This is a genomic window from Belnapia sp. (assembly GCF_059504005.1).
Genome location: NZ_JCACHU010000016.1, coordinates 1 through 23445 on the forward strand (window position 1 = coordinate 1; position 23445 = coordinate 23445).

Annotated in this window: 23 protein-coding genes; 8 read left to right on the forward strand and 15 right to left on the reverse strand. The window is 73.2% G+C overall.

Annotated elements, in window-relative coordinates; genetic code table 11:
* Nucleotides 1–148 precede the first annotated feature (148 nt).
* Nucleotides 149–1141 (reverse strand): UDP-glucose 4-epimerase GalE, encoded by a 993-nt coding sequence (gene galE, locus AC5JJ1_RS02385; RefSeq protein WP_495783515.1) that lies wholly within the window; start codon nt 1139–1141, stop codon nt 149–151.
* Nucleotides 1142–1148: 7 nt separating this feature from the next.
* Complete coding sequence (locus tag AC5JJ1_RS02390) at nt 1149–3416, reverse strand: GumC family protein (protein WP_495783516.1); 2268 nt, start codon at nt 3414–3416, stop codon at nt 1149–1151.
* Nucleotides 3417–3691: 275 nt separating this feature from the next.
* Here AC5JJ1_RS02390 and AC5JJ1_RS02395 point away from each other — a divergent pair, with 275 nt between their 5' ends.
* Nucleotides 3692–4255: a polysaccharide biosynthesis/export family protein gene (locus AC5JJ1_RS02395; RefSeq protein ID WP_495783517.1), complete on the forward strand. Its 564-nt coding sequence runs from the start codon at nt 3692–3694 to the stop codon at nt 4253–4255.
* Between the two features lie 69 nt (nt 4256–4324).
* Nucleotides 4325–5161 (forward strand): penicillin-insensitive murein endopeptidase, encoded by an 837-nt coding sequence (gene mepA / locus AC5JJ1_RS02400; RefSeq protein WP_495783518.1) that lies wholly within the window; start codon nt 4325–4327, stop codon nt 5159–5161.
* Nucleotides 5162–5164: 3 nt separating this feature from the next.
* On the opposite strand, the gene AC5JJ1_RS02405 is transcribed toward mepA, so the two are convergent.
* The 3 genes from AC5JJ1_RS02405 to AC5JJ1_RS02415 all read right to left on the reverse strand — a co-directional run bounded on the left by AC5JJ1_RS02405 (nt 5165) and on the right by AC5JJ1_RS02415 (nt 8356).
* On the reverse strand, nt 5165–5713 hold the full coding sequence (locus AC5JJ1_RS02405) for a peptidoglycan L,D-endopeptidase MepK (protein WP_495783519.1): 549 nt from the start codon (nt 5711–5713) through the stop codon (nt 5165–5167).
* Nucleotides 5713–7245 (reverse strand): L,D-transpeptidase family protein, encoded by a 1533-nt coding sequence (locus tag AC5JJ1_RS02410; protein ID WP_495783520.1) that lies wholly within the window; start codon nt 7243–7245, stop codon nt 5713–5715. Before AC5JJ1_RS02410 ends, AC5JJ1_RS02405 begins: the two co-directional genes overlap by 1 nt.
* Before the next feature lie 97 nt (nt 7246–7342).
* Nucleotides 7343–8356 (reverse strand): zinc-binding alcohol dehydrogenase family protein, encoded by a 1014-nt coding sequence (locus tag AC5JJ1_RS02415; protein WP_495783521.1) that lies wholly within the window; start codon nt 8354–8356, stop codon nt 7343–7345.
* 105 nt (nt 8357–8461) lie between these two features.
* Here AC5JJ1_RS02415 and AC5JJ1_RS02420 point away from each other — a divergent pair, with 105 nt between their 5' ends.
* On the forward strand, nt 8462–8812 hold the full coding sequence (locus AC5JJ1_RS02420; RefSeq protein ID WP_495783522.1) for a winged helix-turn-helix transcriptional regulator: 351 nt from the start codon (nt 8462–8464) through the stop codon (nt 8810–8812).
* Between the two features lie 9 nt (nt 8813–8821).
* Here AC5JJ1_RS02420 and AC5JJ1_RS02425 read toward each other — a convergent pair whose 3' ends face one another.
* Nucleotides 8822–9178: a VOC family protein gene (locus tag AC5JJ1_RS02425; RefSeq protein WP_495783523.1), complete on the reverse strand. Its 357-nt coding sequence runs from the start codon at nt 9176–9178 to the stop codon at nt 8822–8824.
* Nucleotides 9179–9249: 71 nt separating this feature from the next.
* Between AC5JJ1_RS02425 and AC5JJ1_RS02430 the strand changes: the two genes are divergently transcribed.
* Together AC5JJ1_RS02430 and AC5JJ1_RS02435 are read left to right on the forward strand one after the other, a co-directional pair.
* Nucleotides 9250–10602: an aspartate aminotransferase family protein gene (locus tag AC5JJ1_RS02430; protein WP_495783524.1), complete on the forward strand. Its 1353-nt coding sequence runs from the start codon at nt 9250–9252 to the stop codon at nt 10600–10602.
* 35 nt (nt 10603–10637) lie between these two features.
* Nucleotides 10638–11417: an SDR family NAD(P)-dependent oxidoreductase gene (locus tag AC5JJ1_RS02435; protein WP_495783525.1), complete on the forward strand. Its 780-nt coding sequence runs from the start codon at nt 10638–10640 to the stop codon at nt 11415–11417.
* Between the two features lie 45 nt (nt 11418–11462).
* Here AC5JJ1_RS02435 and AC5JJ1_RS02440 read toward each other — a convergent pair whose 3' ends face one another.
* Nucleotides 11463–12689 (reverse strand): metal-dependent hydrolase family protein, encoded by a 1227-nt coding sequence (locus tag AC5JJ1_RS02440; protein ID WP_495783526.1) that lies wholly within the window; start codon nt 12687–12689, stop codon nt 11463–11465.
* 221 nt (nt 12690–12910) lie between these two features.
* On the opposite strand from AC5JJ1_RS02440, the gene AC5JJ1_RS02445 reads away from it, so the two are divergent.
* A complete protein-coding gene (locus AC5JJ1_RS02445; protein WP_495783527.1) occupies nt 12911–14263 on the forward strand; it encodes an LLM class flavin-dependent oxidoreductase in 1353 nt (450 codons plus the stop codon).
* 39 nt (nt 14264–14302) lie between these two features.
* Here the strand turns inward: AC5JJ1_RS02445 and AC5JJ1_RS02450 are convergent, their stop codons facing one another.
* Genes AC5JJ1_RS02450 through AC5JJ1_RS02465 form a run of 4 tightly spaced genes read right to left on the reverse strand, consistent with a single transcriptional unit; the run spans nt 14303 to nt 18812 of the window.
* Nucleotides 14303–14569 carry an acylphosphatase gene (locus tag AC5JJ1_RS02450; protein WP_495783528.1) on the reverse strand — a complete coding sequence of 89 codons (267 nt, stop codon included), beginning with the start codon at nt 14567–14569 and terminating at the stop codon, nt 14303–14305.
* Entirely contained in the window at nt 14566–15276 is a 711-nt protein-coding gene (locus tag AC5JJ1_RS02455) for an ATP12 family chaperone protein (protein ID WP_495783529.1), read from the reverse strand. The genes AC5JJ1_RS02450 and AC5JJ1_RS02455 overlap by 4 nt, the downstream gene beginning before the upstream one ends.
* Before the next feature lies 1 nt (nt 15277).
* On the reverse strand, nt 15278–17806 hold the full coding sequence (locus tag AC5JJ1_RS02460) for an AsmA family protein (RefSeq protein WP_495783530.1): 2529 nt from the start codon (nt 17804–17806) through the stop codon (nt 15278–15280).
* Between the two features lie 19 nt (nt 17807–17825).
* Nucleotides 17826–18812, reverse strand: a complete 987-nt coding sequence (locus tag AC5JJ1_RS02465) for an RluA family pseudouridine synthase (RefSeq protein ID WP_495783531.1) — start codon at nt 18810–18812, stop codon at nt 17826–17828.
* A gap of 98 nt (nt 18813–18910) precedes the next feature.
* On the opposite strand from AC5JJ1_RS02465, the gene AC5JJ1_RS02470 reads away from it, so the two are divergent.
* Complete coding sequence (locus tag AC5JJ1_RS02470; protein WP_495783532.1) at nt 18911–19348, forward strand: septal ring lytic transglycosylase RlpA family protein; 438 nt, start codon at nt 18911–18913, stop codon at nt 19346–19348.
* A 1-nt stretch (nt 19349) separates the two neighbouring features.
* Here the strand turns inward: AC5JJ1_RS02470 and AC5JJ1_RS02475 are convergent, their stop codons facing one another.
* The 4 genes from AC5JJ1_RS02475 to AC5JJ1_RS02490 are packed head-to-tail and all read right to left on the reverse strand — an operon-like array spanning nt 19350 to nt 22676.
* Nucleotides 19350–20717: a replication-associated recombination protein A gene (locus AC5JJ1_RS02475; protein WP_495783533.1), complete on the reverse strand. Its 1368-nt coding sequence runs from the start codon at nt 20715–20717 to the stop codon at nt 19350–19352.
* A gap of 4 nt (nt 20718–20721) precedes the next feature.
* Nucleotides 20722–21186 carry a helix-turn-helix domain-containing protein gene (locus AC5JJ1_RS02480; RefSeq protein ID WP_495783534.1) on the reverse strand — a complete coding sequence of 155 codons (465 nt, stop codon included), beginning with the start codon at nt 21184–21186 and terminating at the stop codon, nt 20722–20724.
* Nucleotides 21104–21463 carry a hypothetical protein gene (locus AC5JJ1_RS02485; RefSeq protein ID WP_495783535.1) on the reverse strand — a complete coding sequence of 120 codons (360 nt, stop codon included), beginning with the start codon at nt 21461–21463 and terminating at the stop codon, nt 21104–21106. Before AC5JJ1_RS02485 ends, AC5JJ1_RS02480 begins: the two co-directional genes overlap by 83 nt.
* Nucleotides 21464–21512: 49 nt before the next feature.
* Nucleotides 21513–22676 (reverse strand): NADH:flavin oxidoreductase/NADH oxidase, encoded by a 1164-nt coding sequence (locus tag AC5JJ1_RS02490; protein ID WP_495783536.1) that lies wholly within the window; start codon nt 22674–22676, stop codon nt 21513–21515.
* Between the two features lie 55 nt (nt 22677–22731).
* Between AC5JJ1_RS02490 and AC5JJ1_RS02495 the strand changes: the two genes are divergently transcribed.
* Nucleotides 22732–23433 (forward strand): SDR family oxidoreductase, encoded by a 702-nt coding sequence (locus tag AC5JJ1_RS02495; protein ID WP_495783537.1) that lies wholly within the window; start codon nt 22732–22734, stop codon nt 23431–23433.
* Nucleotides 23434–23445 lie beyond the last annotated feature (12 nt).

The following is a 23445-nucleotide window of genomic DNA, read 5'->3' on the forward strand; positions in this document are numbered from 1 at the left end:
GCTCGGCGTGCAGTCTGCCGTGGCCACCCCACACCCAAGTCGAACTGCGCTTTAAGTTATGAGGGTTTGAGGGAGGAGCGTCCGGAAGGCAGACGCGGCCGGGATTGGGCGAATAATCCTATACCGCCCGGATCCCGGAAGTCCAGCCTCAGCCGCGGTCGCCGAAGCCCTTGGGGTGAGCCGAGTGCCAGGCCCAGGCGGTGCGGACGATGTCGTCCAGCGCGCCGAAATGAGGGTTCCAGCCGGTCTCCTCGCGCAGCCGGGCGGAGGAGGCGACCAGCACCGCCGGGTCGCCAGGCCGGCGCGGGCCGAGGCTGTGGGGCACCGGCTTGCCGCTGATGCGCTCCACGGACTCCATCACCTGCTTCACTGAATAACCGGTGCCGTTGCCGACATTGAAGCGGCAGCTGCCGCGCTCGAGCCGGTCGAGGACGCGGAGATGGGCGTCGGCCAGGTCCGTCACATGGACGTAGTCGCGGATGCAGGTGCCGTCCGGCGTCGGGTAGTCGGTGCCGAACACCGTCAGCGGCGGGCGGGTGCCCATGGCGGCGCCGATGGCGAGCGGGATGAGATGGGTCTCCGGCTCATGATCCTCGCCGATGGCGCCGGAAGGGTCGGCGCCGGCAGCGTTGAAGTAGCGCAGCGCGGCGGAGCGGAGGCCATGCACCTTGTCGGCCCAGTCGAGGCCGCGCTCGACCATCAGCTTGCTCTCGCCATAGGCGGAGACGGGGGCGACCTCGGCCTCCTCGTCGATCGGGATCCGTTTGGGGAAGCCGAAGAGGGCCGCCGTCGAGGACAGGACGAAGCGGAGGCAGCCGGCCTTCACCGCCGCATCGGCGACGATCAGGCTGTTGGAGAGGTTGTCGATGCAGTAGCGCAGCGGGTCGCGCATCGACTCGCCGACCAGGGAGAGGGCGGCGAAGTGGAAGACGGCGTCGAACTTCCAGCCGGCAAAGACCTCCGCGACGCGGCGGCGATCCGACAGGTCGACGGAGACGAGTTCGACCGAGGGCGGCACCGCGGCCCGGTGGCCCTGGCGGAGGTCGTCGATGACGACGACCTCATCCCCGCGGTCCACCAGGGCCTTCACAATGTGGCTGCCGACATAACCGGCGCCACCCGTCACCAGATACCGACCCATCGAGGGGCTACTCCCGGAAATAGCCGCCGTAACGGGGGTGGTACACCTCGGCATCCGCATAGCCGGAGCGGCCATGCACCTTGGCATCCACCTGCGTCAGCGCGGCGCCGATGACCCGGGCATGCGCATCCTCGAGCAGGCCGAGGGAGTTGCGCACGACCGAGCGCGGTGTATCGCGCCATCTTACGCAGAGCAATGTGGCATCGGCGAGGCGGGCGACGACGCGGGCATCGGCCATCGCCAGCGCCGGCGGCGCGTCGAGGATGATGAGGTCGTAGTCGCGCCGCACCCGGTCCAGCAGCCCCGCCATCGCCTCCGACATGAACAGGCCGAGGGAGTGGATCTCGGCCGCGCCGGCGGGGATGTAATCGAGCGAGGATAGATGGTCGCGGCGAATGATCCGCTCCAGCAAGGCCTGGCCGAGCAGCAGGTCGGTCACGCCCGGCGCGCCCTCGCAACGGAAGACCCGGCCGAGGGCGGGCTGGCGCACGTCGCAGTCGATCAACAGCACGCGCTCGCCATTCATCGCCGCCGAGCGGGCCAGGGCCACCGAGGTGGTGGTCTTGCCCTCGCCCGGCCGGGCGGCGGTGATGACGACGACGCGCGGCGGCTCCGAGCCCAGCCAGAGGGCGGCGCGCAGCGTGCGCATGCTCTCCGAGAAGGGGCTCAACGGCTTGCGGACGACATAGTCCTCGACCTTGTGGCGGCCGAGCAGGCCGCGCTTCAGCATCGGCACCAGCGCCAGGCAGGGCAGGCCGAGGGCCGAGCGGACCTCGTCGCCGGAGCGGATGGTGCTGTCCGCCTGCTCGAGGAACCAGATCACCAGCAGGCCGAAGAGGATGCCGAGGATCGTGGCCGCCGCGACGAAGAGCGGGATCTTCGGGAAGCTCGGCCGGCCGGGCACCGTCGCGGGCGACAGCACGCGGGCATCCGGCTTCTCGATCGCCGTCTGGGAGACGGTCTGCTGCGAGCGCTCGAGCACCGCCTTCAGCAGGCTGCGGGAGGCGTCGGCGTCACGCTCGAGGGCGGCGACCTGGATCTCGGCGCCGGAGCTCTGGTTCAGCAGGCTCTCCTGCGTCTTCAGCGCCTCCTCGAGGCTGGAGACGCGGGCGCGGGCGGCACGCGCCTCCGCATCCAGCGCCTGGACCACGCGGCCGGTCTCGCCGCCGACATTGCGCTCGGCCTCGGCGAGGCGGGAGCGGGCGGCGCGCACGTCCGGGTGGTTGACGCCGAGGGTTGCCTGCAGCCGCTCCACCTCGCGCCTCGCGTCGTCGCGGGCGGCGCGGGCGCCGGTGAGGTTGGAGGCGCCAAGCGCGGTGAGGTCGGCGCCGCCGCCGCGCCTGGCGGCGGCGAGCCGGGCCTCGGCGGTGGCGAGCTGGTTGCGGGCGTCGATCAGGTCGGTGTTGATCTTGCTGACCTGCTCGGTGCCGAGGCCGGCGCTCACGCCGCGCGTCAGGCCGGAGCGGCTGCGCAGGTCGGCGATGCGGCTCTCGGTCGTCTGCAGCTCGCGGCGGAGCTGCGCGACGCGGCCGTCGAGCCACTCGCTCGCGCGGCGCACCGCGTTGAACTTCGACTCGAGCTGGTCGGAGATGTAGAGATCGGACGCCATGTTGGCGATGTCGGTCGAGAGCTGCGCATCCTCGGTTGTGACGGCGATCGTCAGCACACGCGAGTTGCGGACGACGGTGACGAGGATCTTGTCGCGCAGCTTCTCGGCCGCGGAGATTTCGGCGCGCTCGGCACTCGGCCTCGGCACCGGCGCCTCGGGGGCGATCAGGTCGGCGAGGTCGGGCGAGAGGGTCGCGATGCGGCGCGCGATGCCGTCCTGGATGCGATAGAGCAGCTCTTCCGGACGCTTCGCCTCGCTGACCCACCAGGCAAACTCCTCACGGTCGGTGAGGTCGAACTGGCGCACGATGCGGCGGGCGACGGAGAGGCTGCGGATGACGTCGACCTGGCTGGCGAGCACGGCATCCGTCGTCGTCTCGTCGCGCAGGATGCTCTGCAGCTCGGAGGCCTGGTAGTCGGTCGGCTCGAACATCACCGTGGAGGTCGCCGTGTAGCGCGGCGTCAGCTCCTTGGCGGCGATGTAGGCGGCGATCGGGAAGAGCAGGGCGCAAAGGACGAGCACGAAGCGCCGGCGCCGCAAGGCTGCGAGCAGTGCGGTGACGGTCAGGCCTTCCGGCTCGATCGGCGTGGCGACGGGCGCCGGCGTGCGGAGCTGCGGCTTCCGCTCATTCGAGGGAGGCCGCGATTCTACCGGTCTGTCGAGCATAGGGGGTGTGTCTTCCCTTCGCGGCAATGGCTGCGGAGGCTTGGGCAATACGCGTTGGCGGAGAGAGGGGTCAATCAACGGGCGAGCGAACAAGGCCGCATCGCGCAAACATCAGCGTGATGAACCATTAACGCAAGGAAACGCGAATGTGCCCTTCGCGCGATGTCTGGCAGAGACTAGTCGCGTGATGCGGATGCTGCCGCATGACGGCCATCTTCACATGCATCCCTGACCCGGTCGATGATGGACCTGGTACACGAAAGGAAAGCCAGACGATGCAATCCCGCCGCGTGTTCTCCCTGATGCTGGCAGGCGCCGTTGCCGCCTGCGCCTCGCAGGGCTCCAATTTGCCGCCGCTGCCGGAGACCACGATCTCCGCCTACCGCATCGGGCCGGAGGACCAGCTGCGCGTCACCGTCTTCAACGATCCGCGCCTCACCGGCGATTTCCGCGTGGGCGACGCGGGGACGATCGCGCTGCCGCTGATCGGCACGGTGCGCGCGGCCGGCCTCACCACCACCGAGATCGAGCGCGCCGTCGAGAAGGAGATGCGCGACAAGAACCTGTTCCGCGATCCGTCGGCCGCGGTGCAGGTCCTGACCTACCGGCCGGTCTTCGTGCTCGGCATGGTGGAGAAGGGCGGGCAGTTCCCGTACCAGCCGGGCATGACGGTGCTGACGGCGGTCGCCGTCGCCGGCGGCTTCAACTACCGCGCCATCCAGGATTACGTTTCTGTCACCCGCATCGGGCCGGATGGCAAGGCGATGGAATACAAGGCGAAGCGCGACAGCGTCGTGCAGCCGGGCGACACGCTCACCGTCTTCGAGCGGCGGTTCTGATCCCCGGCGGCGGCGCTGCGCGTCGCCGCCCGCTTCGGCATACTGCCCGGATCGACCGGGGAGCAGGCGATGCGGGGCTGGGGTTGGGGCATGGTGCTGCTGCTGGCGGGGTTGATGCCGGCGGCGGCACAAGGGATCGACCAGCCGAGGCCTTGGGCGGCGGTGAAGGCGCCGGCGCCGGGGCCCGCCAGGATCATCGGCGGGACAAGCCTCGGCTGCATCGCCGGCGCCGTGGCGCTGCCGGCCGAAGGGCCCGGCTGGCAGGCCGTGCGGGTCTCGCGCAACCGGCATTGGGGGCATCCGGCGCTGGTGCGCTTCGTCGAGCGCTTCACGGCGGAGGCCTCGGCCCAGGGTTTCCCGGCGCTCTGGATCGGCGATATGGGGCAGCCGCGGGGCGGGCCCCTGCCCTATGGGCATGCGAGCCATCAGTCGGGGCTGGATGTCGACATCTGGCTGGAACTCTCGCCGAAGCCCGCGGTGCCGGCCGCGGCGCGGGAGGATGTCGTCGTGCCCTCGCTGGTTCTGCCGGACGAGAGCGGGGTCGACCCGCGCCTCTGGCGGCCGCGGCATGCGGCGCTGATCCGGCTGGCGGCGGAGCAGCCCGGGGTGGACCGGGTGCTGGTCAACCACGCGATCAAGCGGGAGCTCTGCCGGACCGATGCGGGGGCGGCCTGGCTGCACCGCGTCAGGCCATGGCGGGGGCATGACAGCCACATGCATGTCCGGCTGCGCTGCCCGGCCGGGCAGGCCGAATGCCGGGAGCAGGCACCGCCGCCGCCGGGCGATGGGTGCGATGCGAGCCTCGCCTGGTGGCTCACGCCCGAGGCAAGGCGGCCGGCACCACGGCCGCCCGGGCCGGCGCCGCAGATGCCGCAGGCCTGCGCGGGGGTGCTGGGCGCCCCCTGAGCCTCACCAGCGGCGGATCGGGCCGCAATCGAGATGGACGAAGCCGTCGCGGCGGTAGAGGCCGACGCCGCCGAGCTGCATCTCGGCCGCGAGGCGGGCCATGCCAAGGCTCTCGCGGCCGACCAGACGGACATCGGCCGCCATACCCGACATGTGCAGGCTGGCGCGGGAGACGCGGCGGGATTCGCGGGCGCGGGCGGCATTCGTCTCCGGCGCGCGGTAGCCGCTGATGACCTCGTAGCCCTCGGTCGCCTCCATCTGCCGGGCGACGGCGGCGAGGACGTCGAAGAGGCGCGGGTCCATCGGCGTCGCCTCCTCCATGGAGGGGTCGCGGAGGAGCCAGTCGAGCTGCTGCAGCGCCTCGCGGTCGTAGCGGCCGTCGCGCCAGTAGGCGCCCTCGAAGCTCTCGCCGGTCTGGACGCGCTGGATGGCGAGGTTGCGCGGGCCGCCGCCCAGCACCTGGGCCGGGGAGACGGCGATTCCGGTGCAGGCGAGGCCGAGCCCGAGCGCGCCGCGGAGCAGGCCGCGGCGGGAGCAGCAGGGGCAGTCCATCACCGCAGGCTCGTGCTGGCGACCCTGGTGCGCCCGGCATCGAGGGCGCGGGCATAGGCCTCGTCGAGGCCGTAGATGTCGGGGCGGAGGCGGACATCGCCGCCCTCCACCCGCGCCGTCGTGTAGTGCAGGCGGACGGGGATGCTGCGCGACAGCGTGAGGCCGGTGGTCACGCGGCTGGCGAGCACGCGGTCGGCGCGGGCGCGGTCCCAGCCGGGCGTGCCCTGCAGCACCGCCTCCAGCAGCTCCATCGGCTTCTCGAGGCGGATGCAGCCCGAGGAGAAGGCCCGGTCGGGGCGGCGGAAGAGGTGCCGTTCGGGCGTGTCGTGCATGTAGATGTCCTCGGTATTCGGCATGACGAATTTGATGCGGCCGAGGGCGTTGATATCGCCGGCGTCCTGCCGGATGACATAGGGAAAACGTTGCGGATTGATCGCTGCCCAGTTGATGGCGGTCGGGTCGACCTCCACCCGCTGGCCGTCGACGTAGCTGTAGACGCGGAAGCCCTTCTCCATCATCGCGCGCGGGTCGCGGCGGAAGCGGGGCAGCAGGTCCTCCCGCGCGTTGCGCTCGGGCACGCCCCATTGCGGGTTGAACTGCACCGCGGCCAGCCGGACCTGGAGCATGGGCGTGGCGCGGGCGGGCTTGCCGACGATCACCGCCATCTCGAGCAGGGTGCGGCCGGCCTCCGACAGGATGAAGTGCTGGAAGGGGATGTTGACCTCGATATGCCGCTCGGCCGGGGCGGGCGCGGCGGCGCGGCGCATGTCGAGGGCGACGCGGAGCTGGCGGGCCGTGGCCTCGGCCGGGCGGTTGAGGGCGGCGAAGCTGAGGCGGCCGATGCGGCCATCGGCCTCCAGCCCCTCCGCGGCCTGGAAGCGGCGGGCGGCGGCGACCAGCGCCTCGTCATAGGTGTCGCCCGAGCCGGGGGCGGCGGCCAGGACCGGGTCGGTCAGGACGAGGCGGGCGCGGAGGGCGGGGACGCGAAGCGGGTCCACGGCGCCGGGCTCCAGGGCGTCGGCGCCGCTGGCGGGCGGCACCGGGGGGAAGCCGCCGGCGGCGACCCGGGCGCGGGCGGCGGCGAGCGCCCGCTTCAGCGCCGCGGCCTCGGGGGGCAGGAGGGCGGCGCGGTCGATCAGCGCGGCGGGGTCGGGCGAGGCTTGCAGCTCGGCCAGCCAGGGGCCGAGCGGGAGGGCAGCGGTGTCGCGGCGGAGGTCGGGGCGGTTCGGCATGTCCTGGACGCGGCCATGCAGCAGGTCGGTCAGGGCGGCGATGGTGGCGCGGAGCAGGGCGGCCTGCCATGCAGCGGGGTCGCGCCCGGCCTCCGCATCGGCGGGGATGGCATAGGCGCGGGGGTCGAGCCCGTCCTCGTCCAGGCGGCGGAGGCGGTCCGCCAGGCGGAACAGCGCCGGGCTGGGCGCCAGCTGGGCAAGGGCCACGCGCCCGCTGGGGGGGCCTGACGGACGGCTGGCGAGGGCTGGGGCGGCGAGGGTCAGGCTGCCGAGGCAGGCCAGGATGATGGTTGCGCGCACGGTGCCTGGATACACGCGGCCGCGGCAGCCCGCCAAGGCTTCCGCATGCCGCGCGATCGATCGGCCGGAGGCGCCGTTCAACCGTGGCGCGGGGGCCTCACCCGAAGCCGGCGAGCACCGCCTTGCCGATGCTCCGGCCACTTTCGACCAGGGCGTGCAGGGCGCGCAGGCTGGCGGCGTCTATGCGGCCGCCGTGATGGGTCATGGTGCCGCGCAGGGTGCCGGCATCCACCAGGCGGGAGACCTCGGCCAGCAGCCGGTGCTGCTCCGCCATGTCCGGCGTGCCGAAGAGGGAGCGGGTGAACATCAGCTCCCAGTGCAGCGAGACGCTCTTCCGCTTGAAGGGGACGATGTCGAGCGTGGCGGGGTCGTCGATCACGGCGATCCGGCCCTGGGGGGCGATGGCGCGCTCGAGGGCGGGCAGGTGGCGGTCGGTCGCGGTCAGGCTGGCGACGTGGCTGACCATGGGCAGGCCGATCGCCGCCAGCCCCTCGTCCAGCGGCCGGCGGTGGTCGATGACGTGGTGGGCGCCCATCGCCTCGCACCAGGCGGTGCTCTCGGGGCGGGAGGCGGTGGCGATGACGGTGAGGCGGGTGAGGCGCCGGGCGAGCTGGGTCAGGATCGAGCCGACGCCGCCGGCGCCGTTGACGACCACCAGGCTGGCGCCCTCGCCGCCCTCGCGCGGGATGCCGAGCCGGTCGAAGAGCAGCTCCCAGGCGGTGATGGCGGTGAGCGGCAGGGCGGCGGCGGCGGCGAAGTCGAGGCTCCGCGGCTTGGGCCCGACGATGCGCTCGTCCACCAGCTGGTACTCGGCATTGCTGCCGGGGCGGTCGATGGCGCCGGCGTAGAAGACCTCGTCGCCGGGGCGGAAGAGCGTCACCTCGGCGCCGACCGCCTCGACGATGCCGGCGGCGTCGAAGCCGAGGATGCGGGCCTCGCCCGGGGGCGGGGCGGCGCCGCCGCGGCGCTTCACGTCGACCGGGTTCACCGAGACGGCGCGGACGGCGACGCGCAGGTCGCGCGGGCCGGGCTCCGGCTTCGGCAGGTCGAGCTCGACCAGGCAGTCGGGGTCGGTGACGGGCAGCGGGGTGCGGTAGCCGATGGCGAACATCGCGGAACCTCCATGGGGTGGCGGATGGCCGGAGGATGGGGCGTGGTGCCGGGCCGCGCGATACGGCATAATTCAGCACATAATACACCGCAGGATACCACCCCGATGAAGCGGAAGCGCTACGACTGCGCGCCCGGCTGCCCGATGGAGGCGGCGCTCGACCTGATCGACGGCAAGTGGAAGGGGGTGATCCTCTACCACCTGCTCGGCGGCACCTTGCGCTTCAACGCCCTGCGGCGGCGGCTGGGCGGCATCACGCAGCGGATGCTGGTGAAGCAACTGCGGGAGCTGGAGGAGGCGGGGCTGGTGGTGCGGACCGTCTATCCCGAGGTGCCGCCGCGGGTGGAATACGCCCTCTCTGCCGAGGGCCGCAGCCTGGAGCCGGTGCTGCTGGCGCTGCTGCGCTGGGGCGAGGGCTGGATGGCGGCGCGGCAGATGCCGCAGGCGGCCGAGTAGGCCCCGGCCTCACCGCGGCCGCGTCGGCCAGCCGATGCGGATGAGGGTGCCGTCCGGCCCGTTCAGCGCGAATTCGTACATGCCCCAGGGCTTGTCCGCCGGGCCGCCGCCGATCGCCTCCCCGGCGAAGGCGGAAGCGGCGGCATCGACATCCTCGCGGTAGAGGTAGAGGCCGAAGGGGCTGCGCTCCGGCATCATCCAGCTCGGGGCGGCCCGGCTGAGGTGGAGGGCGCCGCCGCGCCCGTCGGCGAGGATGCGGTAGTCGCCGGGCCCCGGGGAGACGCAGGCGAAGCCGAGGCGGGCGAAGAAGGCCTCGGCGGCATCGAGGTCGGTGCAGGGAAGGATGGCCGCGACGTGGTGGTTCATGGTCCCGCTCCTCGATTGACGCCCGGGCAGGGGCGGGCGAGCCTCCCCTGCCCTGCCGGGAGGATGCATCCATGAGCCCGCTCGACCATAGCCCCCTGCGGAACAGCGACCTCGACGCGGCGCTGGCCGAGGCGAAGGCGGCCTATGCCGCGGCACGGCCGCGAAGCGCCGAGATCCATGCGCGGGCGCGGGCGGTGATGCCGGGCGGCAACACGCGGACGGTGCTGTTCTACACCCCCTTCCCCACCGCCATGGTCCGCGGCGAGGGCTGCCGGCTCTGGGATGCGGACGGGCGCGAGTATCTCGACCTGCTGGGCGAGTATTCGGCGGGGCTGTTCGGGCATTCCGAGGGGCGGATCATCGCCGCGGTGAAGGCGGCGCTGGATGGGGGCATCAACCTCGCCTCGGTCGGGGAGGCGGAGGGTCGGCTGGCGGCGCTGCTGGCCGGGCGCTTCCCCTCGGTCGAGATGGTGCGCTTTACCAATAGCGGGACCGAGGCCAACCTGATGGCGCTGGCCGCGGCGCGGGCCTTCACCGGCCGGGTGAAGACGCTGGTAATGCGGGGCGGCTACCATGGCGGCGTTCTCACCTTCCCCGCCTTTGGCGCCAGCGAGCGGAATGCGGTGAACCTGCCGGTGCCGCTCGCCTTCAGCGACTACAACGATCCCGAGGCGGCGATGCGGGACATCCTCGCCGAGGGCGAGGGGCTGGCCGCGGTGCTGGTGGAGCCAATGCTGGGCTCGGGCGGCTGCATCCCGGCCTCGCCGGAATTCCTCGGCGCGCTCCGCGAGGCGACGCGGCGGACGGGGGCGGTGCTGATCTTCGACGAGGTGATGACGAGCCGCCACGCGCGGGGCGGGTTGCAGGAGCGCCTCGGCGTCATCCCGGACATGACAACGCTCGGGAAGTACATTGCGGGCGGGATGAGCTTCGGCGCCTTCGGCGGGCGGGCCGAGATCATGGCGGTGTTCGACGGGCACCGGCCGGGGGCACTGCCGCATGCCGGGACCTTCAACAACAATGTCTGGTCGATGGCGGCCGGTTGCGTCGCCATGGGGGAGATCTTCGACGGGGCGGCGGCGGAGGCGCTCTTCGCGCGGGGCGAGGCGCTGCGGGCGGCGCTGAACGGTGCCTGCGCGCGGGCCGGGGTGCCGATGCAGTTCACCGGGCTCGGCTCCATGCTGAACGTGCATTTCCGCGCCGGGCCGGTCGACCGGCCCTACCCGGCCGGTGCGGCGGAGGAGAAGCTCCGCGAGTTGTTCTTCTTCGACATGCTGGAGGCCGGGATCTACTTGGCGCGGCGGGGGATGGCGGCGCTCAGCCTGCCGGTCGGCGAGGCGGAGTGCGGGCGCTTCGTCGCGGCGGTGGAGGAGTTCGCCGCGCTGCGGCAAGCGCTGCTGGCCGAAGCGGGCCGGGCGGCGTAGCCTGCGCCTCCGGACCCGCAGAGAGAGTACGCCCAATGCCGACGCCAATTCCCGTGGTCCGCCATACGCCCAACCAGGGGCGTCGCGTCCTGCTGCTGACCGGCGCCTCGCGCGGGATCGGCCATGCGACGGTGAAGGTGTTCTCGGCCGCCGGGTGGCGCGTCGTCACCGTCTCGCGCCAGCCCTTCCCCGAGGAATGCCCCTGGGAGATGGGGCCGGAGGACCACATCCAGGCCGACCTCTCGGATGCCAACGACACGGTGCGGGCGATCGGGGAGATCCGCGAGCGGCTGATCCCGGATGGCGGGCGGCTGGATGCGCTGGTCAACAATGCCGGCATCTCACCGAAAGGGCCGGGCGGGGCCAGACTCGGGACGATCAACACGGCGATCGACGACTGGAAATGGGTGCTCCAGGTGAATTTCTTCTCCTCGATCATGCTGGCCCGCGGGCTGCTGGAGGAGTTGCAGAAGACCAAGGGGGCGGTGGTCAACGTCACCTCCATCGCCGGCAGCAAGGTGCATCCCTTCGCCGGCGCGGCCTATGCGACCTCGAAGGCGGCGCTGATGTCGCTGACGCGGGAGATGGCACACGACTTCGGGCCGCTCGGCATCCGGGTGAACGCGATCTCGCCGGGGGAGATCGACACCTCGATCCTCTCGCCGGGGACGGAGAAGATCGTCGAGGAGCAGATCCCGATGCGGCGGCTCGGCAAGCCGGCGGAGGTGGCGAAGGCGATCTACTTCCTCTGCTCGGATGCCTCGTCCTATGTGAACGGGGCGGAGATGCACATCAACGGCGGGCAGCACGTCTGATACTCCCTGCGACGCCGCTGCGCGGCGCCGCAAGAGCCCCGCTGGTCAGGCGTGCTTCACCACCACGCCGTCCTTCATGATCAGCGGCATGTGGCGGCCCTGGCCGGCCAGAAGGGAGAGGTCCCGGAGCGGGTCGCCCTCGACCGCAACGAGGTCGGCCTGGGCGCCGGGGGCGACGCAGCCGATCTCGCCCTCCATGCGGAGCAGCTGCGCGGCGACATGGGTGGCGGAGGCGATGACCGCCTGGGCCGGAAGGACGCGGCCGCGGATGACGAATTCCTCCGACTGGTGGCGCTGCATCGGGCCGAGCAGGTCCGTGCCATAGGCCATGGGCAGGCCGGCCCCGTGCATGATCGAGATGGACTCCATCCCCGAGAGGCGGACGTCGTCGATCTTGCCGATCGACTCGGCGCCGATGCCGAGCGCCGCGCCCTCCTCCGCCAGCTTGTCGTAGGTGACAAGGGTCGGCACGGCGATGGCGCCGCGGGAGGCGGCGAAGCGCGCCGTCTCCGCCGTGATCAGGTTGCAGTGCTCGAGCGAGCGGACGCCGCATTCGACGGCGCGGCGGATCGCCGCATCCGTGTAGAGATGGGCGGAGACGTAGGTGCCGGCATTCTCCGCCTCCTCGACGACGGCGAGGATCTCCTCGCGGGAGAAGCCGAGGAAGTGGATCGGGTCGGTCGGCGAGGCGACGCCGCCATTCGCCATGATCTTGATGAAGCGGGCGCCGGCCTTGATCTCCTCCCGCGCCGCCTGGCGCATGGCGGGGATGCCGTCGCAGAGCCGGCCGAGGGCGCCGAGGCGGCGCTCGTAATCCGTCGGCCGCGCGTCGTAGCGGCCACGGAAGTCGCAATGCCCGCCGGTCTGGCTCAGCGCCTTGCCGGCGATGACGAGGCGGGGCCCCTGCACCGTGCCCTCCTCGATCGCCACGACCTGGCCGTGGTCGGCGCCGCCGACATCGCGGACGGTGGTGAAGCCGCGCCGCAGCATCTCGCCCATCAGCCGGATGGAGCGGGCCATGACCAGGCTGTCCGGCATGGCGGCGCAGCGGGCGAGGCTGGCATCGACGGCGACGACATGGACATGCGCGTCGATCAGCCCCGGCATCAGGACACGGCCGGCGAGGTCGATGGTCTCGGCGCCGGCCGGGGCGCGGGCCGAGGCCGAGACCTCGCGGATGCGGCCGTCCTCGATCACCACGCCCTGGGGGTCGGTCGGCTCGGGCGCGGTGCCGTCGACGATGCGGGCCTGGGCGAGGAAGAGGCTGGGCATGGGCGGTCCTGTCCTGAATGGTGCCGAAGGACAGGGAGACCGCCCGTGGCCGAAGATGCAAGCCCAGGCCGGGGCGGCCGTCCCGGACATGGCATGCTGGCGCCGGTGGGGAGGCTGTGGAAGCATCCCGGCGGGCCGGCCGCCGAGGAGCGGCGAGGCCGAGGCGACGCGGGATCGCCTGGCTGGCGAGGGTCCAGGGGTCAAGCGGAAGGGGGTTCGACATGCCGACCATGGTGCTGGCCACGCTGGTGCACCCGACCGGGTCGCACCCGGCCTCCTGGCTGCATCCCGCGGCGCATCCGGGGGCATCCACCGACATCGGCTACTACCGGCGCCTGGCGCAGCTGGCCGAGCGCGGGATGTTCGACCTTTTCTTCATCGCCGACACGCCGGCGGCCAGGACCAGCAACCTCGAGGCCTATGCACGCTTCCCGCTCTTCATGAACGTGTTCGAGCCGGTGACCCTGCTCTCGGCGCTGGCCGGGGCGACGGAGCATATCGGCCTCGGCGGCACGGCGAGCACGAGCTTCTCCGAGCCCTACAACATCGCCCGGCAATTCGCCTCGCTCGACCATATCAGCGGCGGGCGGGCGGCGTGGAACGTCGTCACCTCGGCGAACGACTTCGCGGCCCGCAATTTCGGGCTCGACCGGCTGCCGCCGCATGGCGACCGCTACGACCGGGCGCGCGAGTTCGTCGACGTGGTCAGAAAGCTTTGGGACTCCTGGGAGGACGGCGCCTTCCCGCGCGACCGGGAGAGCGGGCTGTTCTTCGACCCTGCGAAGCAGCATCCGGTGGCGCATGAGGGGCGGCATTTCCGCGTCCACGGCGCGCTCAACATCGAGCGCGTGCCGCAGGGGCATCCGGTCATCATCCAGGCCGGCGCCTCGGATACGGGGCGGGAGCTGGCGGCGGAGACGGCGGAGCTGGTCTTCGCCTCGGACAGCACGCTGGAGGCGGGGCAGCGCTTCTATGCCGACCTCAAGGGGCGGATGGCGCGCCATGGGCGGCCGCCCGAGGCGTTGAAGGTGCTGGCCGGGCTGCCGGCCATCGTCGCCGACAGCGAGCAGGAGGCGGAGGACATGTACGGGACGCTGCAGGCGCTCATCCACCCGGAGGTCGGGCGCCTGCGGCTCGGGATGGACCTCGAGGCCGACCTCTCCGGCCTGCCGCTCGACGAGCCGATCCCGCCCGAGCGCATCCCCAAATCCGCCAACCTGCACAAGGCCTATTTCGAGCACATCCAGGGGCTGATCCGCGAGGGGCTCACCTTACGGCAGCTCTACCTGCGCTACGAGCGGGGCAACAAGACCATCCGCGGGACGCCGCGGCAGGTGGCGGACCATATGGAGGCGTGGTTCACCGGCGGGGCGGCGGACGGCTTCATGCTGACCTTCAGCCTGCTGCCGGTGGGGATGGAGGATTTCATCGCCAAGGTGGTGCCGGAGCTGCAGCGGCGCGGACTGGTGAAGCGGGACTGGGCGGGGCGGACGCTGCGCGAGAATGCCGGGCTGGCGCGGCCGGAGCATCGGCGCGGCGGGCGGGGCGCACCCGACCCTGCGCTGCGCGGGTGACGGCCGCGCCGGGCCATGGCGGGGAGCCTCGGCGGCCGCTCAGCGCAGATGGAAGCCGTCGCCCTCGGGCAGGCCGGTGAAGTCCTCCACGATGCGGTCGACGCGGGCGGCGGCGGGGCCGCGGCGGCAGGCGGTGAGCAGCGCCTGCACGGCGGGCTCGGGGCCGGCGACGACGGCCTCCACGCTGCCGTCCGGGCGGTTGCGGACCCAGCCGGAGAGGCCGAGGCGCCGGGCCTCGCGGACCATCCAGGCGCGGTAGCCGACGCCCTGGACGCGGCCCTCGATGCGGAGGCGGTGGGCGTTCATGATGGCCTCGCCAGGGCAAGCAGGCGCGCGACGACGGCGATCTCGCCGGCGATGCGGGCGCGGCGCTCGGCCGCCTCGCGGTCGAGGCCCCAGAACTCCTCCTGGAAGGTCTCGTCGAGGATGGCGAGGCGATGCGCCTCCGCCGCCTCCAGCCGGCCCTCGACCACGGCGAGGCCGAGCACCAGGCTGCCGAGGGCGGGGACCAGCACGCCGAGCGCGGCCAGCTCCACCGCATTGCGGGCGGCGATGGCGGCGCGCAGCGCGGCGACGGAGGAGGCCTCCTGCCGGACCGGCATGATGCCGGCGGTGACGCGCAGCGGCGCGTCGTGCTGGAGCGCGGCCCAGTCGAGCAGGGGCTGCCACTCGGCGGCCTGGCGGGCGGCGAGCTGCGGGTCCTCGGCGCGGTAGCAGAGCAGGTCGCTCTCGGCATAGCGGGCGAGGCCCTCCACCATCGCCTCCGGCTCGGGGGCGATGCGCTCCTGCGCGGTGCCGACCAGGCGGGTGAGCGGCATGTCGTGCATGCTCATCTCGCCGCCGCGGGCGCCGCCGCCGGCGGCCGACCACTCCTCGGCGATCGCCTCGGCGAGGGGGGCATGGCCCACCACCAGCGGGGCGCCGCCGGGGAGGCGGACGGGCTTGCCGTCGAGGCTCACGCCGAAGCCGCCGGGCTGGGGGGTGGTGGCGGCGCTGTCCCAGAAACGCTTCATGTCATCGTCCTCGGCCGAAGAGGCCGCGCAGCAGCTCCTGCGCCGGGGCGGGCAACGCCTGGGCGGGAGCGGAGGGTTGTATGGGAGGCGGCGGCGGCGCCGCGGCCGGGGCAGGGCCGGGCTGGCCGCCGCGGGCGATGGCGAGCTGCGCCTCGCAGTCCGGCAGGCCAGCGCCGCCGCCGAGCGCGCCGGCCAGCGCCTGCAGCCCGCGATCCGCCGAGTTCTGCAGCGAGAGGAAGGCGCCGAGCCCGCCGGCGATGGCAGCCTCCGGCGAGACGCCGATGCGGGGCGCCCGCATGGTGCCGGCGACATTGACCGGCGCCCGCAGCTCGATCCCGGCGACGCGGATGTCGGGAAGGAGGCGGAAGGCCAGCGCTTCGGTCTTGAGGTTGACGCCCCCCTCCCCGCCCAGCCGGCCGAGCGCGGTGTCGAGCAGCAGGGCGCGCGACTGGGCCATGCCGTCCTCCGCCTGGAAGCGGAGGGCGAGGCAGCGGAGGGGGATGTCGCGCCCGGCCGCGCCGCCGGGCAGCAGGCGGCGGAGATCGGCGGGGAGCTTCTCCAGTAGGCTGCCGGCGAGGGTGCCGCGCACCACGGAGAGGCCGAGATGGCCATGCGCGCTGCCGGCGACGGCGCGCAGGTCGGCGCCATGGCCGCGGAGGTCGGCATCGAGGCCGAGCGTGCCGGTCGCCAAGGGGGGAGATGGCGGCGGGGCCTGGCCGAAGGCCGCCAGCAGCGGGGCGAGGTCGAGGCCCGGCGATTGCGCGGCGAGCTGCACGGTGGGCGGGGTGGTGGTGAGGTCGGCGGCGGCGCGGAGCGTGACGGGGCCGCCCGGCATCTGCGCGGCGAAGGGGTCGAGCCGGGCCCGGCCGTCCTGGATCAGCAGATGCGCCTGGACCTGCTGCAGGGTGACGCCGTGGGCGTGGAGGCTGCCGATCCGCCAGCGGAGGTTGCCGTCGACGATGCGCAGCGCCTCGAGCGGCAGCTTCACATCGGGAATGACGCGGCGGTCGGGCGGCGGGGGCGGCGCGGCGGGCGTGCCGGCGGCGGGCGCGGCGGGGGGCGGACGGAGCGCGTCGAGATCGAGGCGGGTGGAGGTCAGCGCCCCTTCCACGCCCTGGCGCTGGCCGATGACATAGGTGAGGTCGCCCGCCGCATCGCCGGCCGAGGAGGCGATCCGCAGCCCGCGCAGGAAGGCGCCGCCGGCGAAGCCCGGGGTCCGCTCGGCGAGGTGGGTGTCGAGGGCGAGGTCGCGGACCGGCGGCAGCGGCGCGCCGGCCAGGGGCGCGAGCGGGGCGAGGTCGGGGGCGCGGAGCGAGAGGGCGAGGTCGACGCCGGCGAGGCGGCGGAGATCGGCGATGGCGCCCTGCGCCGTGCCGGTGGCGCTGGCGGCGGCAAGGCGGAGGTCGACCGGGAAGGGCTGTGGCGTGGCGCCGGGGAGCAGCAGGCTCGGGGCGCCCAGCGTGCCGGCGAGGCGGAGGGGGACGCCGTTCAGCGCCGCCTCGGCCTCGAGCGCGAGGGGCTGGTCCTGCCGCGGCAGGGTGGCGGTGAGGCTCGTCAGGCGGAGGCCGGGCAGCACCGTGTCCAGCACCGAGGCGCCGAGGGTGAGGCGAAGGTCGCTCAGCGCGTTCTCGGCGAGGTTCGCGGTGAAGGCGAGGTCGCGGAGCGGCGGCAGCGGGGCGTCGGGCAGCAGCGGGGCAAGCGTCTGCAGCTCCGGCACCTGGGCCTCGACCGCCATCTGCCAGCCGCGGAACTGCCGGGGCTGGGCGATGGCGCCCTGGGCTGCGAGGCGGGCACCGGCGGCCTCAAGCGCGAGGCGGAGGGGCCAGGGGGTGATGGCCGTCGGGTCGGTCAGGCGGTCGAGCGGGCCGGTCTCGCCGGAGAGGGCCACGGGGATGCCGTTGAGGGCGAGCTGCCCGTTCAGCCGCACGGCGCCGGCCATGTCGGCGCGGATCTCGAGCCGGGGAATGGCGAGGCTGCGGGTGGCGCCGGTGCGGCCGTCGCGCCAGGCGACCTGGCCGTCCATCAGCTCCACCCGGTCGACGGCGATGCCGAGGCGCTGCCCGGCCTCGCGGGCGGCGCCCGTGGGGGCGGCCGGGGGGGCCGCCGGGGGGGCATCTGGGCGGGTTTGCGGGGTGAAGGCCCAGTTCGGGCGGCCTTCTGCATCCGTCTCCAGCAGGATGTCGGGGGATTGCAGGACGAGGCGGCGCACCTCCACCCGGCGGGAAAGGAGGGGGAGCAGGGCGAGCTCCACCTCGACCCGGCGGATGGTCGCCATCTGCCGGCGGCTGCCGCCGGGGGCGTTGGCGAGGGCGACGTCCTCGACCGTCAGCGTCGGGGCGAGGGAGAGCTTCACGCCGACCTCGCCGAGGGCGAGGCTGCGGCCCGTCGCCGCCTCCACCGCCGCCTGGATGCGGGGCTTCTGGCTGTTCGGGTCGAAGGTCAGCAGCAGCGCCGCGAGGCCGGCGGCGGGCAGCAGCACCAGCACGGCCAGGGCGATGAGGAGCCAGCGGCGGCGGCGGGTCATGGGCATGCGGTGTTCCGGCTGGGGGTCAGCGCCGGGTGGCGGCGAGGCGACGCGGCTTCGGCGTCTTCTGGGTCTCGAAGCCGAAGAAGGCGAAGGTCTCCTTCATATGGGGCGGCAGGGCGGCGAAAGCTTCCAGCATCCCGCCCTCGGGATGGGGGAGGCGGAGGGCGCGGGCATGGAGATGGAGCTCGCCCGGCAGCCCGTCCAGATGGGCGGCGCCGCCGCCATACTTGCCGTCGCCGAGGATCGGGGCGCCGAGCCCCTCGGCGCAATGGACGCGGAGCTGGTGGGTCCGGCCGGTGAGCGGCTTCAGCTCCAGCCAGGCGGCGCGGTTGCGGACGGCGTCGAGGGTGCGGAAATCGGTGACGGCGCGGGCGCCCTCGGACGGGTCCTCCACCGCCTGCATGCGCTCGCCCCGCGGGCCGCCGAGCTTGGCCAGCGGGATGTCGATGCGGCCATCCTCGATCCCCGGCGGCGGGATGACGACGGCCCAGTAGGTCTTCTCGACGCCGCGGCCGCGGAATTCCTTGGCGAGGAAGGCGGCGGCGGCGGGCGTGCGGGCGAGCAGCAGCAGGCCGGAGGTATCGCGGTCTAGGCGGTGGACCAGGCGCGGGCGCTCCTCGAAGCCGAAGCGCAGCGCATCCAGCATGCCGTCCAGGTGCCGGGTGATGCCCGGGCCGCCCTGCACCGGCAGGCCATGCGGCTTGTCGAGGACGATGAGGCTGGAGTCCATGTGGAGGACGAGGCGCTGCAGCATCGCCGCGTCGTCTTCGGAGACGGGCTGCTGGTCGCGCTCGGGCGGCGGACCGTCCGGCAGGGGCGGGATGCGCACCTCCTGGCCGGGGGCGAGACGGGTATTGGCCTCGGCGCGGCGGCCGTCGATGCGGACCTGGCCGGTGCGCAGCATCTTCTGCAGCGCGCCCTGGGTGAGCTGGGGGAAGTGGCGGCGGAACCAGCGGTCGAGGCGGGTATCCGCCTCCGCCTCGGCCACGATCCGGGTTTCAATGGTCATGCGTTTTCCGTAGCCCAGCGAAGCCTGGGGCGCGAGCCGGGTGGGTTGAACTTTCCCGCCGGTCGGGCGTAACGGAGGGCATGAAACGGATAGCAGCGATGGCCGCAGCCGCGGCCCTCATGGTCCTGGGTGTCGGCACCCCGGATCATGTCCTCTCCGCTCAGGCCGCCGAACAGGCGCGAGCCCCGCAACACAATGCCCCGGCACATCTTCGCCCGCAACGGGGGACGGCGAGCTATTACGCCCAGCGCTTCAACGGCCGGCGGATGGCGAATGGAAGGCGCTTCGATGTCCACTCCAACAACGCGGCGCACCGGACGCTGCCGCTCGGCACCACGGCGCGGGTGACCAATCTCGAGAACGGCCGGAGGGCCGAGGTGAAGGTGGAGGACCGCGGCCCCTATGTGGCGAACCGGGTGATCGACCTGAGCCCGAAGACGGCGCAGGACCTCGGCATGCGGGAGCAGGGCACGGCGCCGGTGGTCGTGCAGCCGGTGCAGGTGCCGGACCGCGACCAGCGGGTGGCGCAGCGCTAGCTCAGCCGTCCTTCCGCCCGGCGCGGAGCGCGGACCAGCGCTCCAGCCGCTCGGCGATGGCGGCCTCGGCGCCGCGGTCGGTCGGGCGGTAGAAGCGCCGGCGGGGCATCCCCTCGGGGAAGTAGTCCTGGCCGGAGAAGGCATCCGCCTCGTCATGGTCATAGGCATAGCCCTGGCCGTAGCCGAGGTTCCGCATCAGCTTCGTCGGCGCGTTGAGGATGTGCGCCGGCGGCACCAGGCTGCCGGTCTCGCGCGCGGCGCGCTGCGCCTCGCCCCAGGCGACATAGGCGGCGTTCGACTTGGGCGCGGTGCTCAGGTGGAGGACGAGCTGGGCGAGCGCCAGCTCCCCCTCCGGCGAGCCGAGGCGCTCATAGGTCTCCCAGGCGGCAATCGCCAGCGGCAGGGCGCGCGGATCGGCGAGGCCGACATCCTCGGCGGCGACGCGCGTGAGGCGACGGGCGATGTAGCGCGGGTCCTCGCCGCCCTGGATCATGCGGGCGAGCCAGTAGAGCGCCGCATCGGGGTCGGAGCCGCGCAGCGACTTATGCAGCGCCGAGATGAGGTTGTAGTGCTCCTCCCGGTCCTTGTCGTAGAGCGCGGCGCGGCGGGCGAGCAGCTCGCCGAGCGCCGCGGCATCGAGCGGCGCCTGGCCGGGCGGCAGGGCGAGGAGCTGCTCGGCGAGGTTCAGCAGGTAGCGCCCGTCGCCATCAGCCATCGCCTTGAGGCTGGTGCGCGCCGCCGGGTCGAGCGGTAGGGCGCGGGCGGCCTCCGCCTCGGCGCGGGCGAGGAGGAGGTCGAGCGCGGCGTCGTCTAGGCGCTTCAGGACGAGGACCTGGCAGCGGGACAGCAGCGCGCCGTTGAGGGCGAAGCTCGGGTTCTCGGTCGTCGCGCCGACCAGCGTCACCGTGCCGTCCTCGACGACGGGCAGGAAGCCGTCCTGCTGGGCGCGGTTGAAGCGGTGGATCTCGTCGACGAAGAGCAGCGTCCCCTGCCCGGCCCGCCTGCGCTGCCGCGCCTCGTCGAAGGCGCGCTTGAGGTCGGCGACGCCGGAGAAGACGGCCGAGAGCTGGCTGAAGACGAGGCCGGCGCGCTCGGCGAGCAGCCGGGCGATGGTCGTCTTGCCGACGCCGGGCGGGCCCCAGAGGATCAGCGAGGCCAGCGCGCCGCGGGCCAGCATGCCGGTCAGCGCGCCGGCGGGGCCGACCAGGTGGTCCTGGCCGACCACCTCCTCCAGTTCCGCGGGGCGAAGGCGGTCGGCGAGCGGGCGGGGGCCGGTGGGCGCCTCCGTGCGGGGCGGCGGCGGGGCGCTGTCGCCGAAGAGGTCGCCAGCGGGTGCGGATGTCGGGTCGTCGGGGGGGCGGCGGGCCATGTGGTCAGGTGCCGCTGAGGGCGGCGCTGACCGCCGCGGGATTAGTCTCGATCAGGCGGAGCAGGGTGCGGCTGGCGGTGTCCGGCCGGCTGCGGCCCTGTTCCCAGTTGCGGAGCGTCGCCAGGTCGAGGCCGAAGCGCAGGGCGAATTCCTCCTGCGAGGCGCCGAGCCGGGCGCGGATGGCGCGGATGTCGATGGCCTCGGGCGGGGCGTGGCGGCGGGCCTCGATTCCGGCCTCGTGCAGCTCGGCCAGGAGGATGATCGGGTTCTCCACCTGCGGGACGGCGACGACCACCTCCCCGGCCTGCAGGAGCTGGGTCAGCGCATGGTGCGCGGCGCGCAGCGGCAGGTGGCGGCGGACCAGGGCGCGGGCGGCGGAGACCGTGTCAGTGGAGGCGCCCGGGCGGGGGCGGAGAAGCAGGCGCTCGGGTGAACCGGAGGCGGTCCGGTCGACGGCCCGGAGCTGCAACTGAGGTCCGAGCCGCGCCTTCAATGATGCATGCATCGCAGTCCAAGGCCTCCATGATCGCCTGCATCAGCCAGCGGATGCGGTGGGCGCCGAGCCCGCCGCGGCCGAGGGTGACGCCATGCGCGTGCAGCCCGGCCGCGACCATCACCCGGCCTTCGATGGTGACCTCGGCCATCACCCGGACCCGGCCCAGCGGGGTAAGGATGTCGGCGGTGACAAACGGGTCGTCGGTCAGGCTGTCATCGAGGATGATGGTGATGTCAGTGGCGGACCACATGCGTGGCGGCTTTCTTATACGCAAATTGCGTAGGAAATGGCAAGGGCGGTCATGAGCCGAGCCCTTCGCGCCCCAAACCCTCCCGCCAGGTGCTCGGCACTAAGTCCTTCACCTGGCGGGCACGCTTCTCCAGCCAGTAGGACTGGGCGGGCGGGACCAGGGCGAAGCGGGGGTCGGCGCCGAGCTTCTGCGCGGCATCCATCGGCCAGTGCGGGTTGTAGAGCAGCTCCCGGGCGAGGGCGATCAGGTCGGCCTCGCCGCGCTGGAGGATGCCCTCCGCCTGGTCGGCATGGACGATGAGACCGACGGCCATGGTGGCGATGCCGGCCTCGCGCCGCAGATGCGCGGCATAGGGCACCTGGTAGCCATAGGTGATCGGGCCGGTGCCGACCACGGGGGCGCCGCGCATGCCGCCCGAGGAGCAGTCCACCACATCGACGCCGAGCGGCCTCGCCAGCACGGCGAGGCGGGCGGATTGCGCCAGGTCCCAGCCCGCATCGTCCTCGACCGAGAGGCGGAGAAAGAGCGGCTTCTCCGCCGGCCAGACGGCGCGGACCGCCTCCACCACCTCGAGGCAGAAGCGCATGCGGCCCCCCTCGCTGCCGCCGTATTCGTCGTTGCGGAGGTTGCTGAAGGGGGAGAGGAATTGGTGGATCAGGTAGCCATGCGCGCCATGGATCTCCAGCACCTCGAAGCCGGCGGCATCGGCGCGGCGGGCGGCATCGGCCCAGCGCTGGACCAGGGCCTGGACCTCGGCGCGGGTGAGCGCCCGGGGCAGCGGGTCGCTCTCCGGGCTGGCGAGGGCGGAGGGGGCGACGAGTTCCCAGTCGTCCTCGGCGGTTTCGGGCGGCAGCGGGCCGCCGCCCTCCCAGGGGCGGAAGCGCCGGGCCTTGCGGCCGGAATGGCCGAGCTGCAGGCCGGGCACGGCATCCTGCGCCTCGATGAAGGCCGTGCAGCGGGCGAGGCCGGGGATCTGGCCGTCCTCCCAGAGGCCGAGGTCGCCATGGGTGCCGCAGCCGCGCCGCTCCACCTTGGTGCTCTCCATGATGACGAGGCCGGCGCCGCCGGCGGCGTAGCGACCGGCATTCATCAGGTGCCAGTCGGTCGCATAGCCCCGGTTGGCGGCATATTGATGCATCGGCGCGACCACGATGCGGTTCTTCAGCGTCACGCCGCGGATGGTCAGCGGCGTGAAGAGCAGCGGTGCGGCCATGGGTGGATCCTCCTGATTCGAGCAGGAGGATAGGGGGCGCGGCAGGAGGATGGCGATGGACGGGACGCGCGTGGCGCTGGTGACGGGCGGGGCCCGGGGGATCGGGCGCGCGGTGGCGGCGAGGCTCGGGCGGGATGGCTGGCGGGTGGTGGTCGCGGATCGCGCTGCGGCGGAGGGGGTGCCGGGGCGGTTCGTCGAGGCGGATGTGGCGGATGAGGCGGCGGTCGGGCGGCTCGTGGAAGGGATCGCCGGGGCAGAAGGGCGGCTCGACGTGCTCGTCTGCAATGCAGGCTTCATGATCCGGAAGCCGCTCGGGGCGCTCAGCCTCGGCGAGTGGAACGCGGTGCTCGGGACCAATCTTACCAGCGCCTTCCTGCTGGCCCGCGCGGCGGAGGGAATGCTGCGCCGGGCGCGCGGGGCGATCGTCACCATCGCCTCCACCCGGGCGCACCAGTCGGAGGCGGATACGGAGAGCTACAGCGCCTCGAAGGGCGGGCTCGTCGCGCTGACCCACGCGCTCGCGGTCAGCCTCGGGCCGGAGGTGCGGGCGAACTGCGTGAGCCCGGGCTGGATCGACACCAAGGGCGAGGCGCTGCGGCCCGAGGACCACGCGCAGCATCCGGCGGGGCGGGTCGGGCGGCCGGAGGATGTGGCGGCGCTGGTCGCCTGGCTGGTCGGGCCGGAGAGCGGCTTCGTCACCGGGGCCGAGTTCCTCACCGATGGGGGGATGACGCGGCGGATGATCTATGAGGAATGATGGCGCTCCACG

Bases quoted from the DNA above. Each gene is read 5' to 3' on its own strand.
- AC5JJ1_RS02425 (WP_495783523.1), bottom strand. From the start codon at position 9,178: ATGAACCACCACGTCGCGGCCATCCTTCCCTGCACCGACCTCGATGCC.
- AC5JJ1_RS02475 (WP_495783533.1), bottom strand. From the start codon at position 20,717: ATGGCCCGCCGCCCCCCCGACGACCCGACATCCGCACCCGCTGGCGAC.
- AC5JJ1_RS02420 (WP_495783522.1), top strand. From the start codon at position 8,462: ATGAAGCGGAAGCGCTACGACTGCGCGCCCGGCTGCCCGATGGAGGCG.
- galE (WP_495783515.1), bottom strand. From the start codon at position 1,141: ATGGGTCGGTATCTGGTGACGGGTGGCGCCGGTTATGTCGGCAGCCAC.
- AC5JJ1_RS02445 (WP_495783527.1), top strand. From the start codon at position 12,911: ATGCCGACCATGGTGCTGGCCACGCTGGTGCACCCGACCGGGTCGCAC.
- mepA (WP_495783518.1), top strand. From the start codon at position 4,325: ATGCGGGGCTGGGGTTGGGGCATGGTGCTGCTGCTGGCGGGGTTGATG.
- AC5JJ1_RS02435 (WP_495783525.1), top strand. From the start codon at position 10,638: ATGCCGACGCCAATTCCCGTGGTCCGCCATACGCCCAACCAGGGGCGT.
- AC5JJ1_RS02485 (WP_495783535.1), bottom strand. From the start codon at position 21,463: ATGTGGTCCGCCACTGACATCACCATCATCCTCGATGACAGCCTGACC.
- AC5JJ1_RS02490 (WP_495783536.1), bottom strand. From the start codon at position 22,676: ATGGCCGCACCGCTGCTCTTCACGCCGCTGACCATCCGCGGCGTGACG.
- AC5JJ1_RS02405 (WP_495783519.1), bottom strand. From the start codon at position 5,713: ATGGACTGCCCCTGCTGCTCCCGCCGCGGCCTGCTCCGCGGCGCGCTC.
- AC5JJ1_RS02465 (WP_495783531.1), bottom strand. From the start codon at position 18,812: ATGACCATTGAAACCCGGATCGTGGCCGAGGCGGAGGCGGATACCCGC.
- AC5JJ1_RS02455 (WP_495783529.1), bottom strand. From the start codon at position 15,276: ATGAAGCGTTTCTGGGACAGCGCCGCCACCACCCCCCAGCCCGGCGGC.
- AC5JJ1_RS02415 (WP_495783521.1), bottom strand. From the start codon at position 8,356: ATGTTCGCCATCGGCTACCGCACCCCGCTGCCCGTCACCGACCCCGAC.
- AC5JJ1_RS02440 (WP_495783526.1), bottom strand. From the start codon at position 12,689: ATGCCCAGCCTCTTCCTCGCCCAGGCCCGCATCGTCGACGGCACCGCG.
- AC5JJ1_RS02460 (WP_495783530.1), bottom strand. From the start codon at position 17,806: ATGCCCATGACCCGCCGCCGCCGCTGGCTCCTCATCGCCCTGGCCGTG.
- AC5JJ1_RS02450 (WP_495783528.1), bottom strand. From the start codon at position 14,569: ATGAACGCCCACCGCCTCCGCATCGAGGGCCGCGTCCAGGGCGTCGGC.
- AC5JJ1_RS02470 (WP_495783532.1), top strand. From the start codon at position 18,911: ATGGCCGCAGCCGCGGCCCTCATGGTCCTGGGTGTCGGCACCCCGGAT.
- AC5JJ1_RS02495 (WP_495783537.1), top strand. From the start codon at position 22,732: ATGGACGGGACGCGCGTGGCGCTGGTGACGGGCGGGGCCCGGGGGATC.
- AC5JJ1_RS02395 (WP_495783517.1), top strand. From the start codon at position 3,692: ATGCAATCCCGCCGCGTGTTCTCCCTGATGCTGGCAGGCGCCGTTGCC.
- AC5JJ1_RS02430 (WP_495783524.1), top strand. From the start codon at position 9,250: ATGAGCCCGCTCGACCATAGCCCCCTGCGGAACAGCGACCTCGACGCG.
- AC5JJ1_RS02390 (WP_495783516.1), bottom strand. From the start codon at position 3,416: ATGCTCGACAGACCGGTAGAATCGCGGCCTCCCTCGAATGAGCGGAAG.